Consider the following 16,585-nt stretch of genomic DNA (forward strand, 5'->3'; position numbering starts at 1 on the left):
TCAGCGGTCGAAGGCGGCCGACATCAGCGCGGCCTGCTCGGCCGCGTGCTTCTTCGCCGTCCCGGCCGCCGGCGAGGCGCTGGCCGGTCGGGCGACGACCCGCAGCGGCCGCTCCTCGCCGTGCGCCGCGAGGGCGCGGGAGAGGTTGAGCGCCAGGAACGGCCAGGCGCCCATGTTGGACGGCTCCTCCTGGACGACGACGATCTCGGCCTGCGGGTACTGCGCGAGCGCCGCGGCGATCTCCTCGCCGGCGATCGGGTGGTACTGCTCCAGCCGCAGGATCGCGGTCTGCTCGTCGCCGCGCTTGCTGCGCTCCGCCTCGAGGTCGTAGACGACCTTGCCGGAGCCCAGCAGCACCCGGGTGACCTGGTCGCCGGCCGGTGCCTGCGGGTCCGGCAGGATCGGCCGGAAGGTGCCCTCGAGGAAGTCCTCGGGCTGGCTGGCCGCGGCCTTGAGCCGGAGCATCGACTTCGGCGTGAAGACCACCAGCGGGCGGCGCGGCCGGGCGTAGGCCTGGCGACGCAGCAGGTGGAAGTAGCTGGCCGGCGTCGAGGGGAAGGCGACGGTCATGTTGTCCTGCGCGCACAGGGTGAGGAAGCGCTCGATCCGGGCCGAGGAGTGGTCCGGGCCCTGGCCCTCGTAGCCGTGCGGCAGGAGCAGCACGACCGAGGACTGCTGGCCCCACTTCTGCTCGCCGCTGGAGATGAACTCGTCGACGACGGTGGCCGCGCCGTTCCAGAAGTCGCCGAACTGCGCCTCCCAGAGCACCAGCGCGTCCGGCCGCTCCACGGAGTAGCCGTACTCGAAGCCCATCGCGGCGAACTCCGAGAGCAGGCTGTCGTAGACCCAGAAGCGAGCCTGCCCGCCGCCGAGGTAGAGCAGCGGGGTCCACTCCTCGCCGGTGAGACGGTCGGTGAGCACGGCGTGCCGCTGCACGAAGGTGCCGCGTCGGCTGTCCTGACCGGTGAGCCGCACCGGGGTGCCCTCCATGAGCAGCGAGCCGAAGGCCAGCAGCTCTGCGGTGGCCCAGTCGATGCCGCCCTCGCGTACCGAGTCGGTGCGCTTCTGCATCGCCTGCTGCAGCTTCTTGTGGACCGAGAAGTCCTTCGGCGGGGAGCTGAAGGCGTCCCCGATGCGCTGCATGTCCTGCTCGGAGATCGCCGTCTGGTCGGCCGGGTGCCGGGTGTCGTCGGAGGTCTGGGTGCTGGGACGCTCCAGGCCGGCGTTGTCGCTCTCGTCGACGCCGGAGCCGCTGAGCGCCTCCTTGGTCTCGACGAAGACCCGCTCCAGCTGGTTCTGGTAGTCCTTCAGCGCGGCCGCAGCCTCGTCCTCGCTGATGTCGTCCCGGCCGATGAGCGACTCGGTGTAGAGCTTGCGCACCGAGCGCTTGGACTCGATGAGCTTGTACATCAGCGGCTGCGTCATCGACGGGTCGTCACCCTCGTTGTGCCCGCGGCGGCGGTAGCAGACGAGGTCGATGACGACGTCCTTGTGGAACTTCTGCCGGTACTCGTAGGCGAGCTCGGCGACCCGCACGCAGGCCTCCGGGTCGTCGCCGTTGACGTGGAAGATCGGCGCCTGGATCATCCGGGCGACGTCGGTGGAGTAGACCGAGGAGCGGCTCGCGCTGGGCGAGGTGGTGAAGCCGACCTGGTTGTTGACCACCACGTGGATGGTGCCGCCGGTGCGGTAGCCGCGCAGCTGGCTCTGCTGCAGCGTCTCGGCGACCACGCCCTGCCCGGCGAAGGCGGCGTCGCCGTGCATGAGGATCGGCAGCACCGGGAAGTCCTCGCCGGCGTGGTTGAGCCGGTCCTGCTTGGCCCGGGCGATGCCCTCGAGCACCGGGTCGACCGCCTCCAGGTGGCTGGGGTTGGCGGCCAGGTAGACCTTGGTGCTGGCGCCGTCCTCGGCGATGAACTCGCCCTCGGTGCCCAGGTGGTACTTCACGTCGCCGGAGCCCTGGACCGACTTCGGGTCCAGCTTGCCCTCGAACTCGCGGAAGATCTGCCCGTAGGACTTGCCGGCGATGTTGGCCAGCACGTTGAGCCGGCCGCGGTGCGGCATGCCGATGCAGACCTCGTCCATCTCGTCGGCGGCCGCCCGGGAGAGGATCCGGTCCAGCAGCGCGATCGCCGACTCGCCGCCCTCGAGGGAGAAGCGCTTCTGCCCGACGAACTTCGTCTGCAGGAAGGTCTCGAAGGCCTCGGCGGCGTTGAGCCGGCGCAGGATCCGCAGCTGCTCGTCGGAGGTGGTGCGGGCGTAGCCGACCTCGATCCGGTCCTGCATCCAGCGGCGCTGCTCGGGGTCCTGGATGTGCATGTACTCCACGCCGATGGTGCGGCAGTAGGAGTCGCGCAGGATGCCGAGGATGTTGCGCAGCTTGAGGAAGGGCTGGCCGCCGAAGCCGCCGGTGGCGAAGTGCCGGTCGAGGTCCCACAGGGTCAGCCCGTGGGTGGTGATGTCCAGGTCGGTGTGCCGCCGCTGCTGGTACTCCAGCGGGTCGGTGTCGGCCATGAGGTGGCCACGCACCCGGTAGGCGTGGATGAGCTCCTGGACGCGGGCGACCTTGTTGATGTCGTCGTCGTGCGTCGCCGAGATGTCCTGCACCCAGCGCACCGGCTCGTAGGGGATGCGCAGGCTCTCGAAGATCTCGTCGTAGAAGGCGTCGTCGCCGAGCAGCAGCTGGTGGATGACCCGCAGGAACTCGCCGGACTGGGCGCCCTGGATGATCCGGTGGTCGTAGGTCGAGGTCAGGGTGAGGATCTTGCTGACCGCGTTCCGGTTGAGCGTCTCGTTGCTCGCGCCCTGCCACTCGGCCGGGTACTCCAGCGCGCCGACGCCGATGATCGCGCCCTGCCCCTTCATCAGGCGGGGGATGGAGTGCACCGTGCCGATGCCGCCGGGGTTGGTCAGGGTGGCGGTGGTGCCCTGGAAGTCCTCCAGGGTCAGCTTGCCGTCACGGGTCTTCTTGACGAGCTCCTCGTAGGCGCTCCAGAAGGCGGTGAAGTCCATCTTCTCGGCGGCCTTGACCGAGGGGACCATGAGCGAGCGGGAGCCGTCGTCCTTCTGCAGGTCGATGGCGATGCCCAGACCGACGTGCGCCGGCTGCACGACGACCGGCTTGCCCTTCTCGTCGGTGGTGAAGCCGACGTTCATCTCCGGCATCTTGGCCAGCGCCTTGACCAGCGCGTAGCCGATGATGTGGGTGAAGGAGATCTTGCCGCCGCGGCTGCGCCGCAGGTGGTTGTTGATGACGATCCGGTTGTCGATGAGCAGCTTGGCCGGCACCGCCCGCACGCTGGTCGCCGTCGGGACCTCCAGCGAGGCCTCCATGTTGGTGACCACCCGGGCGGCGGCCCCTTTCAGCGGCTTCTCGACGTCCTGGTCCTCGACCTCGGGCTGGGAGGGCTTCTCCGGCTCGCGGGGAGTGGGCTCGGCGGCCGCCGCGCTGCGCGCCTGGCCGCCCGAGCTCTTGGAGCTGGACGACGAGCTCTTCGACGACGAGCTCTTGGACTCCGAGCTCGTGGTGGACGAGCTCTTGGACGCCGAGGCCTTCGTGTCCTTCGACCCGGCGCTCTGCGACCCCTTCGAGTCCTTGGCCTCGGCGGTGCTCGCCGCGGACTGCTCGGCGTTCTTCCGCTTCGCCTGGGTGTCCTCGGCCTCCTGGGCGCGCTCGGCCTGCTTGGCCTCCTTCGCGCCCTCCGCCTTCGCGCCGTTGGCACCCGCCCCGTTGCTGGGGGACCCGCCGCTGCCCGGGGTGTAGCTCTCGAAGAACTCCCACCAGGCCTCGTCGACGTTGTTCTTGTCCTGCTTGTACTGCTCGTACAGCTCGTCGACGAGCCATTCGTTGGGACCGAAGTCGGTCAGGGAGCTCGAGCCGTCCTGCTCAGGCACGCCGCATTCGCCTCTTCCGTGGACATCCGCGATCGAACGGACCCGTCATCGGGCCACCACGACAGCCTAACGCTCCCACCGGCCGCATCCGAAGGACCGGGGCCGGGTTGTGCCCGGGGCCTGCCGACGGCCTCCCGGAGAGCTCCGGGAGGCCGTGGGTGCGGCGGGCTCAGCGGTCGGTCAGGAGACGTCCTGGCGCACCGCGCGGAAGATCCCCGGGACGGCGAAGAGGGCCGCCCAGCCGGCGAGCACGAGGGCCCCCGCCCACCAGCTGAGCTGCTGGGTCTCCTCGGCCCCGGGCTGCGCGCTGATCGCCAGCACGGCGCTGGTCGCCGCGCTCGGCAGGTACTGGGCGATCTCGGCGCCCCACTCGGTGATGCCCAGCAGCACCCCGATGATCGGCTCGACGATCCAGGCGATGCTGATCGCCAGGACGAGGGCGGCGACCTGGTTGGGGATGAGGATGCCCACCCCGAGCCCGATGAGGGCCCACAGCCCGAGCACGAGCATTCCGAGCGCCAGGGTCCGCCAGACATCGGCGGACGGGAAGAGCTCGGCCCCCTGGATGCCGAGGATCGCACCGCCGACGAACACCGAGGAGACGATCGCCAGCAGGCCGTAGACCACCCCGAGCACGAGCAGCGCCAGCACCTTGGAGCCCATGACCTTGACCCGTCGGGGGGTCGCCAGGAAGGTGCTGGTGATCGTCTTGTGCCGGTACTCCGAGCCGACCTGCATCACGCCGATGGTCAGCAGCAGCACGTAGCCCACGCCCAGGCCGCCGGTGTAGACGTTGATCGCCAGGTCGGTCGGGTCCATGGGCCCGCCCATCATCTCCTCGGCCGAGCTGCTGGTGAGGAAGAACCCGTTGAGCGCGGCGAAGGCGGCGCCGACCAGCACGACGGCGATGGCCATGCCCCACCAGAGGCGGGTGGTGAAGAACTTCAGCAGCTCGGACCTCACGGTGGCGATCATGCCGAGGCTCCTTCCGGACGAGCGGCGGCGCCGTCGACGGCACCACCACCGAGGTTGCGGTTGGACCCCTCGGTGAGCTCGAAGAAGAGCGCCTCGAGGTCGGCGGTCTTGGCCTGCAGCTGCCAGATCGGCAGGCCGGCGCGCAGGGCCACGTCACCGACGAGCCGCAGGTCGTCGGTCTCGGCGAGCAGCGTGCCGTCCTGCTGGGGGCGGGCGACGACGTCGGCCACCCGCAGAGCACCGGCCAGCGACTCCGGGTCGGAGGTTCGCACCAGGGCTCGCGAGGTGCCGTGCAGCTCCTCGATCGAGCCCTCGCGGACCAGCCGACCGTTGGCGATGATCACCACGTCGTCGACGGTGGTCTCCACCTCCTGGAGCAGGTGGCTGGAGATGAGGATGGTCTTGCCGCTGTCGGCCAGGGAGCGCAGGAAGCCCCGCAGCCAGCGGATCCCCTCGGGGTCGAGGCCGTTGGCCGGCTCGTCGAGGATGAGCACCTGCGGGTCGCCCAGCAGCGCGGCGGCCAGCCCGAGCCGCTGGCGCATGCCCATGGAGTAGGCGCCCGCACGCTTGCGGGCGGCCGCCGGGATGCCGGTGAGCTCGAGCAGCTCGTCGGCCCGGCGGTCGGGCAGGCCCGCGGCCGCCGCGATCACCCGCAGGTGGTCCCGGCCGCTGCGTCCGGGGTGGAAGTTGGTCGCCTCCAGCGCCGCGCCGACGGTGCCTGACGGGTTGCTCAGGTCGCGGTACGCCTGGCCACCGATGGTCGCCGTCCCCGAGGTCTGCCCGATGAGCCCGAGCAGCATCCGCAGCGTGGTCGTCTTGCCGGCGCCGTTGGGCCCGAGGAAGCCGGTGATCCGGCCCGGCGCCACGTGGAAGCTGAGGTCGTCGACGGCGGTGAAGCCGCCGAAGCGTTTGGTGAGGTTGCGGACCTCGATGGTCGTGCCTGCCACTGCCATCCGATCTCCCCTGTCTCTTGGAAGTGGCACTATCCAAGCAGCCGGAGCGCTCGCTGTCCTCCTACGAGGGTCGGATCTTCGTGGCGTGTCGCGCCGGCCCGGCTCCACCTCAGGTCGGAGATGCGGCCCGCGCCTATACTCGCCCGCATCATGACCACTGGTCTCCTGCTCCTGCTCGCGGTGGTCCTCACCCTCGGCACCGCGATCTTTGTCGCCGCCGAGTTCTCCCTCGTCGCCCTGGACCGGCCGGCGGTGCAGCGGGCCGTGGACGAGGGCGACGCACGGGCCCGGCCCGTGCTGGGCTCGCTGCGCCGGCTCTCCACCCTGCTCTCGGTCTGCCAGGTCGGCATCACGGTCACCACCCTGATGCTCGGCTACGTCGCGAACCCGGCCATCGGTGCGCTGATCTCGCCGTTGCTGGAGTCGGCCGGGATGCCCGAGGGCGCTGCCGGGGGCGTGGCCTCGGTGCTGGCGCTCGTGCTGGCCACCGTCTTCTCGATGATCCTCGGGGAGATGGTGCCCAAGACCCTCGCCGTCTCCGAGCCGCTGGGCACCGCCAAGCTCGTGGCCACCCCGATGCGCGTCTTCGGGATCATCTTCAAGCCCTTCGTCGTCGTGCTCAACGGCTCGGCGAACTGGTTCCTGCACCGGATCGGGGTGGAGCCGCAGGAGGAGCTGTCCGCGGCCCGCAGCCCGGCCGAGCTGGCCAGCCTGGTGCGCACCTCGGTCGAGGCCGGGACGCTGGACAGCGCCACCGCCCGCCTGGTGACCCGCTCCCTGGGCTTCGGCGACCAGACCGCGGCCGACGTGATGACCCCGCGCAACCGGGCCACCGCCATCGACCGCGGCGGCAGCGCCGAGGAGCTGGTGGCGCTGGCCCGGCGGACCGGGCACTCCCGCTTCCCGGTGATCGACGACGACTGGGACGACGTCGACGGGGTGGTGCACGTCAAGCGGGCCATCGCCGTGCCGCACGATCGCCGGGCGGACGTGCCGGTCTCGGCGCTCATGGTGGACGCCGAGGTGGTCCCGGAGACGCTGCGGCTGGACCCGCTGCTCATCCAGCTGCGCGACACCGGGCTGCAGATGGCCGTCGTCGTCGACGAGTACGGCGGCACCGCCGGGGTGGTCACCCTCGAGGACCTCGTCGAGGAGATCGTCGGCGAGGTCTCCGACGAGCACGACCTCGGGCAGACCACCGGACGGCCGCTGGCCGACGGGTCGTGGACCGTGCCCGGGATGTGGCGACCCGACGAGGTGCGCGAGCGGCTCGGCGCACCGGTGCCCGAGGGGAGCGCCTACGAGACGGTCGGCGGCTGGGTGATGGCCGCCCTGGGCCGGGTGCCCGAGGTCGGCGACGAGGTGCCGCTGGAGGGCTGGCAGGTCACCGTCGCCGACATGGACACCCGCCGTGTCGACCGGCTGCGCTTCGTGCCGGTCGGCCCGCCGGGCACCGGCCTCGGCCCGTCCTCGGACGCGGCCGGGAGCGGGTCGACCTCCGTCGGGCCGGGGGAGGCGTCGTGACGATCCTGCTCATCACGGTGGTCCTGCTGCTCGGCAACGCCTTCTTCGTCGGTGCCGAGTTCGCCGCGATGTCCGCCCGGCGCAGCCAGCTGGAGCCGCTCGCCGAGGCGGGTGACAAGCGCGCCGCGGTGGCTGTCGAGGCGCTGCAGCACACCGGGGTCCTGCTGGCCACCTGCCAGCTCGGCATCACGCTGTGCTCGGTGCTGCTCGGCGCCGTGTCCGAGGCGGCGCTGCACCACGCGCTGCACCCGGTGATGGAGGCGGTCGGGGTGCCGCACGCGATGACCGACGCGGCCTCGCTGGTGCTGGCCATCCTCATCGTCGTCTACCTGCACGTCGTCGTCGGCGAGATGATCCCGAAGAACCTCGCGATCGCCGGACCGGAGCGCTCCGCCCGGCTGCTCGTGCCGCCGCTGATGATGGTCGGCCGGATCGCCCGGCCGGTGATCACCGGGATGGACCGGGTCTCCAAGGCCTTCGTGCGCGGCATGGGCGTCGACCCGAAGGACGAGGTGTCGGCCGCCTTCACCGCCGAGGAGGTCCAGCACATCGTCGACGAGTCGCACCGCGAGGGGCTCGTGGAGAGCGAGCAGTACGGCCTCGTCGGCGCCGCGCTGGAGTTCTCCGACAAGGACGCCGGCGACGTGGCGGTGCGGCTCGACCAGCTGGTCACCGTGCCCCCGGAGGCCACCCCGGACGACGTCGAGCGGCTCGTCGCCCGGCACGGCTACTCGCGGTACCCGACCTGCGACGACGACGGCGAGATCACCGGCTACCTGCACCTGAAGGACGTGCTCTACGCCGACGACGAGGACCGGGCCGAGCCGGTGCCGCGCAAGCGGGTGCGACGCCTGGCCAGCGTGCGGGCCGGGGACGAGGTCGAGGAGGTGCTGGCGACGATGCAGCGCACCGGCGCGCACCTGGCCCAGGTCACCGACGCCGACGGCGAGGTGCTCGGGGTGGTCTTCCTCGAGGACGTCATCGAGGAGCTCGTCGGCGAGGTCGCCGACGCCACCCAGCGCGAGCGGGACTGAGCCGCGTCGTCCCGGCAGGGCGCTGGGGCTTGTGTGACCGGTGCGACTCGTGGGACTTTGCTCCGGTCGGCCGGTGATCTCGGCCGTCCCGGGACAAGGAGCGCCATGAGCACCCAGAGCACAGGCCAGGGCCACGAGGCCTCGGAGAAGCATGGCTTCTCCACCCGCCGCGCCTTCATCCTCGCCGCCATCGGCTCGGCCGTCGGGCTGGGCAACATCTGGCGCTTCCCCTACGTGGCCTACGAAGGGGGCGGCGGCGCCTTCATCGTCCCCTACCTCGTCGCGCTGCTGCTGGCCGGCATCCCGATGCTCTTCCTCGACTACGCGATCGGCCACCGGCTGCGCGGCTCGCCGCCGCTGAGCTTTCGACGGGTCTCCCGCAAGGCCGAGTGGCTCGGCTGGTGGCAGGTGCTCATCTGCGCGGTGATCGCCGTCTACTACGCGGCGATCATCGCCTGGGCGGTGCGCTACACCGGCTTCTCGATCGACCAGTCCTGGGGGGCCGACCCCGAGGCCTTCCTCTTCGGCGACTTCCTGCAGGCGGCCGAGACGCCCGGGCCGACGCTGGAGGTCGTGCCGGGCGTGATGATCCCCATGGTGATCGTCTGGCTGGTCACCCTCGCCGTGCTGGCGCTCGGCGTGCAGGGCGGCATCGGCCGGGTGGCCACCGTCTTCATCCCGCTGCTCGTCGTCGCCTTCGCCGTCCTCGTGGTGCGGGCGCTCTTCCTGCCCGGCTCCGAGCTGGGGCTGGACGCCCTCTTCAGCCCGGACTGGGCCGCGCTGGGCGACCCGTCGGTGTGGGTGGCCGCCTTCGGTCAGATCTTCTTCAGCCTCTCCGTCGGCTTCGGGATCATGATCACCTACGCCTCCTACGTGGACCGCAAGACCGACATGACCGGGTCCGGCGCGGTGGTCGCCTTCTCCAACTCCGGCTTCGAGGTGCTCGCCGGCATCGGCATCTTCGCGGCCCTGGGCTTCATGGCCCAGGCGGCCGGGGTGGCGGTCTCGGAGGTCGTCGCCAACGGCATCGGGCTGGCCTTCGTCGGCTTCCCGACGATCATCTCCGAGGCGCCCGCGGGGGCGCTCATCGGGCTGCTCTTCTTCGGCTCGCTGGTCGTCGCCGGGCTCACCTCGCTGATCTCGATCACCGAGGTGGTCATCTCGGCGGTGCGCGACAAGCTGGGGCTGACCCGGCCGGTCGCGGTCGCCGTCGTCGGGCTGCCGATGATGCTCATCAGCTGCCTCTTCTTCGGGACCACCGGCGGTGTCTACGTGCTCGACACGATGGACACCTGGATCAACTCCTTCGGCATCCTCGTCGTCGCCGCGGTCGCCATGCTGCTGCTGACCTACGTGTGGCGGGCGCTGCCGGCGCTGGCGGACCACATGAACCGGATCAGCTCGATCCACCTCGGACGCTGGTGGTTCGTGCTCGTCGGGGCGGTCGTCCCCTTCGTGCTGCTGGTCATCCTCGGCCAGGACCTGTGGAACCGCCTGGAGACGCCGTACGAGGACTACCCGGCGAGCCTGCTCAACACCTTCGGCTGGGGCGTGGTCATCGTCGTGCCGATCCTCGCGGTGCTGCTCTCGCTGCTGCCGTGGCGCTCGGGCCTGTCGCTGGAGGACCCTGGTGAGGAGCCCTCGTCTCGTGGGCCGGACGAGCGCGACGTGCCCGACGCGCACGCCTCGACCAACGGCACTGCCGAGACCCACGGCACCGTCGACCAGGAGGAGACCCGATGAGCACCGCCGCCATCATCATGCTGATCGTCGCCGTCGTCTGCGTGTGGGGTGGCCTGGCCGCCGCCGTGGTCAACCTGCGCCGCAGCGACGCGGCCGGGGACGAGGGCCCCGGTCGGGCGCCGACGGGCGGCCGAGGGGCGAAGGGCGGTCGCCACGCCGCCGGGTGAGCCGGCGACCTGTCCGGTCGGGCTGGCCGGTCGGGCCGGTCGGGCCGGTCGACCAGGGCAGAGCGTGGGTCTGCGACTGCTCCGGAAACGACCGTGCGACGCCGCGTGACCTGGCATGATGCGCCTCACGCCAGCAGGGGAGCAGGGGAGAGCCACATGAACGTCCGGGCACGGGTCGCGCTCGTCGGAGCCGCCACGATCGGTCTGACCGCCGCGGGAGCGTCGGCGGCGCACGCCGCACCAGGCATCACCATCACCGGCTGGGACACCTCGACCTGCGCGAGCGAGGGGGCGCCCTCGCCGCAGATCCGCTGGGAGCTGGCCGAGGCGCAGGACCCGAGCGAGCAGCCGACCACGGTCAAGTACCAGCTGGGCATCGACGACCAGGCCGACTACGAGCCGTGGATCGACTTCGGGTTCGGCGAGACTGTCGTGACCTTCACCGGCGAGCCGGTGCGCCCGGGGGAGCACGTGCTCACCCAGGGGGTCGCCGGACAGGCGCCGCCGCTGGCCGAGGCGCTCACCTTCACCGCGCCGGCCTGCCCGGACGGCTCGCCGGCCCCGGCCGCGACGGCCTGGCCGCAGCAGGCAGAGGGCGCGGGGGAGCTGACCGCCACCTTCGGCGAGCCCACCTGCAGCAGCCCGGTCGTCCCCGGACGCTCGGCGCTCCCCTTCGACTACACGGTCAGCGACTCCGGTGACGCCCAGATCGTCGTGCTCGTCGACGGCGAGGAGACCATCGGCACCACCCTGACCGCCGGGAGCGAGGACACCTACGCGGTCGCGATGCCCGAGGGCGAGCACGAGTACGTGCTGCAGGACGGCGCGGGCAACGAGCTCGACACGGCGACCGCCACCGCGATCAGCTGCTCCTCGGACGGCGACGAGGACGCCACCGGGGAGGACGACGGCGCCGACGGCTCGAGCGACGACGGCGCCGGCGACGGCACCTCGGCCGCGACCGACGACGGCAGCGAGGGTGGCCAGGGCTCAGCCTCGACGGAGGGGGCCGACGCCGCCGACGGGGCGTCCGGCGACGGCGCGGGCACCGCGGACGACGGGTCCGCGGCGACCGGCGCGACGGACGACGCCGGTGCGGACACCCCGGCCGTCCCGGTGGTGGTGCAGACCGACAGCCCGGCCCCAGGGGTCGGTGCCTGGCCGGCGCTGGCAGCGTCCTCGCTGGTGCTGCTCGGCCTCGGGCTGCTCGTCCGGCGTCTGTGGGCTCGCGACCGTCTCGGCTGATCGGTTCGCGACCTGGTGTTTCGCGGCCCGGGCGCTCGTGAACCTCGCCGGCCCGGATCGTGAGTGAGCGCAGATCGTCGCCTCCCCGGTCACGGTGACGACGCGATGCGCTCACTGACGAGCTGATCGCCTGGGCGGGAAGGCCTGGTGCGCACACCGGCGGGTCGCGGCGGGCCAGGACACAGGTGAGGGCCAGCACCCTTCGCGGGTACCGGCCCTGATCTGCGCCCCCGGCAGGATTCGAACCTGCGGCCCCTGGTACCGGAAACCAGTGCTCTATCCCCTGAGCTACGGAGGCATGTCGCCCTGCGAGAACGAGCCCGCCTGGCGACGCCCGAGACTAGCACCGGCTCGCCCCGACGAAGAATCGCCACCTACGACGCGAGCTACCACGCAGAAAGTGCTGTGATCGCGACACTTACTGCGTGGTAGCCGGTGGCGGTGGGTGGCGTGCCGTGGGGACGGCGGGGTGCGTCTCGTGGCGCGGCCCGGCACGCGGGGCCTGCCACCCGCGAAATAGACTGCGCTCCCGTGACCCCCGAAGAGCTGTCCGCGGCCATCCGCGCTGCCCTCGCCCAGGCCGTCGCGGCCGGCGAGCTGAGCGTCGACGTCCCCGACGAGGTCCGCGTCGAGCGTCCCAAGCAGCGCGAGCACGGCGACTGGACCACCAACCTCGCCCTGCAGCTGGCGAAGGGGGCGGGACGCCCGCCCCGCGAGGTCGCCACCGTGCTGGCCGAGCGGCTGCGAGCCACCGACGGCATCGCCGCGGTGGACGTGGCCGGGCCGGGCTTCCTCAACCTCACCCTGGACGCCGCCTCGGCCGGCGAGCTGGCCCGCAGCATCGTCGAGGCCGGGCCCGCCTTCGGCCGCAACGACTCCGCCGCCGGGAGCACCGTCAACGTCGAGTTCGTCTCGGCCAACCCGACCGGGCCGCTGCACATCGGGCACACCCGCTGGGCCGCGCTCGGCGACTCGATGCGCCGGCTGCTGGCGGCCAGCGGCGCCGACGTCACCTCCGAGTACTACATCAACGACGCCGGCTCGCAGATGGACACCTTCGCCGCCTCCGTGCTGGCCCGGGCGAAGGGGGAGCCCACCCCCGAGGGCGGGTACCCCGGCGGCTACGTCGACGACCTGGCGGCCACCGTCCGGCAGCAGCGCCCCGACCTGCTCGAGCTGCCCGAGGACGAGGCGCTCGCGGTCGCCCGCGAGCTCGCCTACGCGGCTCAGCTGGCCGACATCCGCGGCACCCTCGAGGACTTCGGCGTGCACTTCGACGTCTGGTTCTCCGAGGCCGCCCTGCACGAGCAGGGAGCGGTCGCCCAGGCCGTGCAGCGGCTGCGCGAGCAGGGCCACGTCGACGACGCCGACGGCGCGGTCTGGCTGCGCACCAGCGACTTCGGCGACGACAAGGACCGGGTGCTGATCCGGGCCGACGGCAACCCCACCTACTTCGCCGCCGACGCCGCCTACTACCTCAGCAAGAAGGACCGCGGCTTCGACGAGAAGATCTACCTGCTCGGCGCCGACCACCACGGCTACATCGCCCGGCTCAAGGCCATCGCCGCCTGCGCCGGCGACGACCCGCAGCACAACATCGAGATCCGGATCGGCCAGCTGGTCAACCTCGGCGGGGCCAAGCTCTCCAAGCGGGCCGGCAACATCATCGAGCTGCGCGACCTCGTCTCCTGGATCGGCTCCGACGCGGTGCGCTACAGCATGGCCCGCTACCCCGCGGACAGCCCGCTCAGCCTGGACGGCGAGGAGCTGCGCAAGCAGAGCAACGACAACCCGGTCTTCTACGTCCAGTACGCGCACGCCCGCACCGCGAACGTCGCCCGGCTGGCCGCCGAGGACGGGGTGCGTCGCGAGGACGGCTTCGACCCGGCCCTGCTGGGCGACCCCACCGAGGCGGCGCTGCTGGCGATCCTCGGCGACTTCCCCCGGGTGGTCGCCCAGGCCGCCGAGCTGCGCGAGCCGCACCGGGTGGCGCGCTACCTCGAGGACCTCGCCGCCCGGTTCCACAAGTGGTACGACACCTGCCGCGTGCGCCCGCTGCGCGACGAGGAGATCACCGACACCCACCGCACCCGGCTGTGGCTCAACGACGCCACCCGCCAGGTGCTCGCCAACGGCCTCGACCTGCTGGGCGTCTCCGCCCCCGAGCGGATGTGAGTCCGGTGGCCACCAACATGCGCGCCCACGAGGCCGGGATCCTGCACGCCGACGGCTACGGCGCCGCGCCGCAGTGGCTGCCCTACCCGGGCGACGTCATGGAGCTGCTGCCGATGCTCTGGCCGCAGACCGTCGGCCGCGACGCCGACGGGGTCCTCACCGTCGGCGGCGTCCGCGCCACCGACCTGGCCGCCGAGCACGGCACCGCCGCCTACGTCCTCGACGAGGCCGACCTGCGCGCCCGCGCCCGGGCCTACCAGGAGGACTTCACCGCCCCCTTCGCCCGGCTCGGCGGTGCGCACGTCTACTACGCCGGCAAGGCCTTCCTGTGCACCGCGGTGGCCCGCTGGATCATGGAGGAGGGCCTGGGGCTGGACACCTGCAGCGCCGGTGAGCTGGCGGTGGCGCAGCGGGTCGGCTTCCCGCCGGAGCGGCTGGCGCTGCACGGCAACAACAAGTCGGTCGCCGAGATCCGCCAGGCCCTGGACTACGGGGTCGGCCGGATCGTGCTGGACTCGCTGGAGGAGATCGAGCGGGTCGCCCGGGTCGCCGGCGAGCTCGGCGTGCGGGCCCCGGTGATGATCCGGGTCACCGTCGGCGTCGAGGCGCACACCCACGAGTTCATCGCCACCGCGCACGAGGACCAGAAGTTCGGGCTGAGCCTGAGCAGCGGCGCGGCGAAGGAGGCGATCGCCCGGGTCGTCGAGCTCGGCGACGTCCTCGACCTGCGCGGTCTGCACAGCCACATCGGCAGCCAGATCTTCGACGTCTCCGGCTTCGAGATCGCCGCCCGCCGGCTGCTCACGCTGCACGCCGAGGTGGCCGACGAGCACGGCCTGGCGATGCCGGAGATGGACCTCGGCGGCGGCTACGGCATCGCCTACACCTCCGAGCACGACCCGATGACCCCGGGCGACCTCGGTCGGCAGATGGCCGACCTCGTCGAGCGCGAGCTCAAGCCCTTCCACGAGGCGCACCCGGGGGCCCCGGCGCCGCGGATCTCCATCGAGCCCGGGCGCTCGATCGCCGGGCCGAGCACCTTCACCCTCTACGAGGTGGGCACGGTCAAGCCGGTCGCCCTCGACCACGGCGCGGTGCGCACCTACGTCTCGGTGGACGGCGGGATGAGCGACAACGTGCGGACCGCCCTCTACGGCGCGGACTACAGCTGCACCCTGGCCAACCGCACCTCGGACGCCGCGCCGGTCGTCGTGCGGGTCGTCGGGCGGCACTGCGAGAGCGGCGACATCGTCGTCATGGACGAGTACCTGCCCGCCGACGTCGCCTCCGGCGACCTCATCGCCGTGCCGGGCACCGGCGCCTACTGCCGCAGCCTGAGCAACCAGTACAACCACACCCCGCGCCCGCCCGTGGTGGCCGTCCTGGACGGCCGCAGCCGGGAGATCGTGCGCCGTGAGACGGTGGAGGACCTGCTGGCCCTCGACGTCGACGACACCCCCAGGAAGGACCAGGACCGCTGATGAGCGACCTCTCACCGGCCGCGGCGTCGGACGCGACCGCGGCCCCGGACGAGACCGCGGCCCCGGACGAGACCGCGCCGCTGCGCGTCGCGCTGCTCGGTGCCGGCACCGTCGGCAGCGCCGTGGCCCGCACCCTCACCCACGAGGCCGACGACCTGGCCGCCCGCACCGGGCGCCGGCTCGAGCTCGTCGGGGTGGCCGTGCGCCGGGCCGGCCGGGACCGCGCCGACCTCGGCGTCGACCCCGCGCTGTTCACCACCGACGCGGCCGAGCTGGTCACCCGCGCAGACATCGTCATCGAGCTCATCGGCGGGATCGACCCGGCCAAGGAGCTCATCCTCTCGGCGATGGCCCACGGCGCCAGCGTGGTCACCGGCAACAAGGCGCTGCTCGCCGAGGCCGGACCGACCCTCTACGCGGCGGCCGACGAGCACGGCGTCGACCTCTACTACGAGGCCGCGGTGGCTGGCGCCATCCCGATCGTCCGCCCGATCCGCGACTCCCTCGCCGGCGACCGGATCGACCGGGTCATCGGCATCCTCAACGGCACCACGAACTTCGTGCTGGATGCGATGGACAGCACCGGCGCCGGCTTCACCGAGACGGTGGAGCGGGCGCAGGCGCTGGGCTATGCCGAGGCCGACCCCACGGCCGACGTCGAGGGCTTCGACGCCGCGGCGAAGGCGGCCATCCTCGCCTCGCTGGCCTTCCACACCCGGGTCGGCATCGAGCACGTGCACCGGGAGGGGATCACCGAGGTCAGCGCCGGCGACATCGCGGCCGCCAAGGAGATGGGCTGCGTCATCAAGCTGCTCGGGATCTGCGAGCGCACGGTCGTCGACGAGTCTGGGGGAGAGGGGATCTCGGTCCGCGTCCACCCGGCGATGATCCCGCTCGGGCACCCGCTGGCGTCGGTGCGCGAGGCCTTCAACGCCGTCTTCGTCGAGGCCGGGTCCGCCGGCGAGCTGATGTTCTACGGCCAGGGCGCCGGCGGCGACCCCACCGCCAGCGCGGTCCTCGGGGACGTCGTCGCGGTGGCCCGTCACCGGGTGGCCGGCGGCAAGGGACCGGGGGAGAGCGCCTACGCCGACCTGCCGGTGCTGCCGATGGGCCGCGCCCGCACCCGCTACCACGTCAGCCTCGACGTGGCCGACCGCTCGGGCGTGCTCGCCAAGGTGGCGCAGGTCTTCGCCGCGCACGAGGTGAGCATCGAGACCGTCCGCCAGCAGGTGGTCACCGAGGACGAGGACGGCACCCCGACCCCGCCGCGGGCCGCCCTGGTGATCGTCACCCACAGCGCCGAGGACGCGGCGCTCTCGGCCACCGTGGACGCGCTGGCCGAGCTGGACATCGTCCGCGAGGTCACCTCGGTGCTTCGCGTGGAAGGAAGCTGA

11 protein-coding genes and 1 tRNA gene are annotated in these 16,585 nt (G+C 72.2%); 8 read left to right on the plus strand and 4 right to left on the minus strand.

Translation table 11 applies throughout. The features are described from left to right. The 3 genes from BJY28_RS09375 to BJY28_RS09385 all read right to left on the minus strand — a co-directional run bounded on the left by BJY28_RS09375 (position 1) and on the right by BJY28_RS09385 (position 5,822). Positions 1–3,894, minus strand: a complete 3,894-nt coding sequence (locus BJY28_RS09375) for a multifunctional oxoglutarate decarboxylase/oxoglutarate dehydrogenase thiamine pyrophosphate-binding subunit/dihydrolipoyllysine-residue succinyltransferase subunit (protein WP_179462771.1) — start codon at positions 3,892–3,894, stop codon at positions 1–3. A 180-nt stretch (positions 3,895–4,074) separates the two neighbouring features. After that, entirely contained in the window at positions 4,075–4,869 is a 795-nt protein-coding gene (locus tag BJY28_RS09380) for an ABC transporter permease (protein ID WP_179462772.1), read from the minus strand. Beyond that, positions 4,866–5,822, minus strand: a complete 957-nt coding sequence (locus BJY28_RS09385) for an ABC transporter ATP-binding protein (RefSeq protein ID WP_179462773.1) — start codon at positions 5,820–5,822, stop codon at positions 4,866–4,868. Before BJY28_RS09385 ends, BJY28_RS09380 begins: the two co-directional genes overlap by 4 nt. Positions 5,823–5,972: 150 nt before the next feature. On the opposite strand from BJY28_RS09385, the gene BJY28_RS09390 reads away from it, so the two are divergent. The 5 genes from BJY28_RS09390 (at position 5,973) to BJY28_RS09410 (ending at position 11,535) form a co-directional block, all read left to right on the plus strand. After that, complete coding sequence (locus BJY28_RS09390; protein WP_179462774.1) at positions 5,973–7,346, plus strand: hemolysin family protein; 1,374 nt, start codon at positions 5,973–5,975, stop codon at positions 7,344–7,346. Then, positions 7,343–8,380 (plus strand): CNNM domain-containing protein, encoded by a 1,038-nt coding sequence (locus tag BJY28_RS09395; RefSeq protein WP_179462775.1) that lies wholly within the window; start codon positions 7,343–7,345, stop codon positions 8,378–8,380. The genes BJY28_RS09390 and BJY28_RS09395 overlap by 4 nt, the downstream gene beginning before the upstream one ends. 105 nt (positions 8,381–8,485) lie before the next feature. Beyond that, positions 8,486–10,123 (plus strand): sodium-dependent transporter, encoded by a 1,638-nt coding sequence (locus BJY28_RS09400; RefSeq protein WP_179462776.1) that lies wholly within the window; start codon positions 8,486–8,488, stop codon positions 10,121–10,123. After that, complete coding sequence (locus tag BJY28_RS09405; protein ID WP_179462777.1) at positions 10,120–10,290, plus strand: methionine/alanine import family NSS transporter small subunit; 171 nt, start codon at positions 10,120–10,122, stop codon at positions 10,288–10,290. The genes BJY28_RS09400 and BJY28_RS09405 overlap by 4 nt, the downstream gene beginning before the upstream one ends. Positions 10,291–10,446: 156 nt before the next feature. Beyond that, on the plus strand, positions 10,447–11,535 hold the full coding sequence (locus BJY28_RS09410; RefSeq protein WP_179462778.1) for a hypothetical protein: 1,089 nt from the start codon (positions 10,447–10,449) through the stop codon (positions 11,533–11,535). Positions 11,536–11,760: 225 nt separating this feature from the next. Here the strand turns inward: BJY28_RS09410 and BJY28_RS09415 are convergent. Then, positions 11,761–11,833 (minus strand) — tRNA-Arg (locus tag BJY28_RS09415). 233 nt (positions 11,834–12,066) lie between these two features. Here BJY28_RS09415 and argS point away from each other — a divergent pair. From argS to BJY28_RS09430, 3 genes are read left to right on the plus strand one after another with little or no spacing between them, the layout of a single operon-like run. Further along, positions 12,067–13,710: an arginine--tRNA ligase gene (gene argS / locus BJY28_RS09420; protein WP_179462779.1), complete on the plus strand. Its 1,644-nt coding sequence runs from the start codon at positions 12,067–12,069 to the stop codon at positions 13,708–13,710. Between the two features lie 17 nt (positions 13,711–13,727). Further along, positions 13,728–15,191: a diaminopimelate decarboxylase gene (lysA, locus tag BJY28_RS09425; RefSeq protein WP_179464043.1), complete on the plus strand. Its 1,464-nt coding sequence runs from the start codon at positions 13,728–13,730 to the stop codon at positions 15,189–15,191. Continuing rightward, entirely contained in the window at positions 15,191–16,585 is a 1,395-nt protein-coding gene (locus BJY28_RS09430; RefSeq protein WP_179462780.1) for a homoserine dehydrogenase, read from the plus strand. The genes lysA and BJY28_RS09430 overlap by 1 nt, the downstream gene beginning before the upstream one ends.

It is taken from the genome of Janibacter alkaliphilus, assembly GCF_013408565.1.
In the GTDB taxonomy this organism is placed as follows: domain Bacteria; phylum Actinomycetota; class Actinomycetes; order Actinomycetales; family Dermatophilaceae; genus Janibacter; species Janibacter alkaliphilus.